Annotated in this window: 1 protein-coding gene; it reads left to right on the top strand. The window is 60.1% G+C overall.

The genetic code is table 11. The features are described 5' to 3' along the window. On the top strand, positions 1–662 hold a 662-nt coding region (locus tag NKH90_RS34665), incomplete at both ends, for an ABC transporter substrate-binding protein (RefSeq protein WP_352823830.1).

Here is a 662-nt window from a genome sequence, read left to right as displayed (position 1 = left end):
GGCTTCATCGACTATCTCAACCTGATCAACATCCGCGACGGCGGCGTCAACGGCGTCAAACTGACCTGGAGCGAGGGCGAGACGCAGTATGAGGTCGAGAAGGGCGTCGAGGTCTATGAACGATTGAAGAGCAATCCCGGCATCGCCGCCTGGAACCCGCTTTCGGTCGGCATCGCCTATGCCATGATCGACCGCATCACCGATGACAAGGTGCCGCTGATTACCATCAACCACGGCCGCACCGACACCACGGACGGACGCGTGTTCCCTTACGTCTTCCCGCTGCTGCTCAATCCCTACAGCGAGACCTCGGGCATCGTGAACTATATCGCCTCCAAGGAAGGTGGCCTCGACAAGCTCAAGGGCAAGAAGATCGTCGTGCTCTATCACGGCTCGCCCTATGGCAAGGAGACGATTCCGATCTATGAGCTGCTGTCGCAGAAATACGGCTTCGAGCTGTCGCAGATCGAGGTTCCGCATCCAGGCAACGAGCAGCAGGCGCAGTGGCTGACGATCCGTCGCGAGCATCCGGACTATGTGGTGCTGCGCGGCTGGGGCGTGATGAACCCGGTTGCGCTCAAGACCGCGCAGAAGACCGGCTTCCCGGCCGATCACATCGTCGGCAATGTCTGGTCGAATTCGGAAGAGGATGTGATCCCCGC

Source organism: Mesorhizobium sp. M0898, from assembly GCF_040319695.1.
Taxonomy (GTDB): Bacteria; Pseudomonadota; Alphaproteobacteria; order Rhizobiales; family Rhizobiaceae; genus Mesorhizobium.
This window is presented reverse-complemented; position numbering and strand designations above follow the sequence as displayed.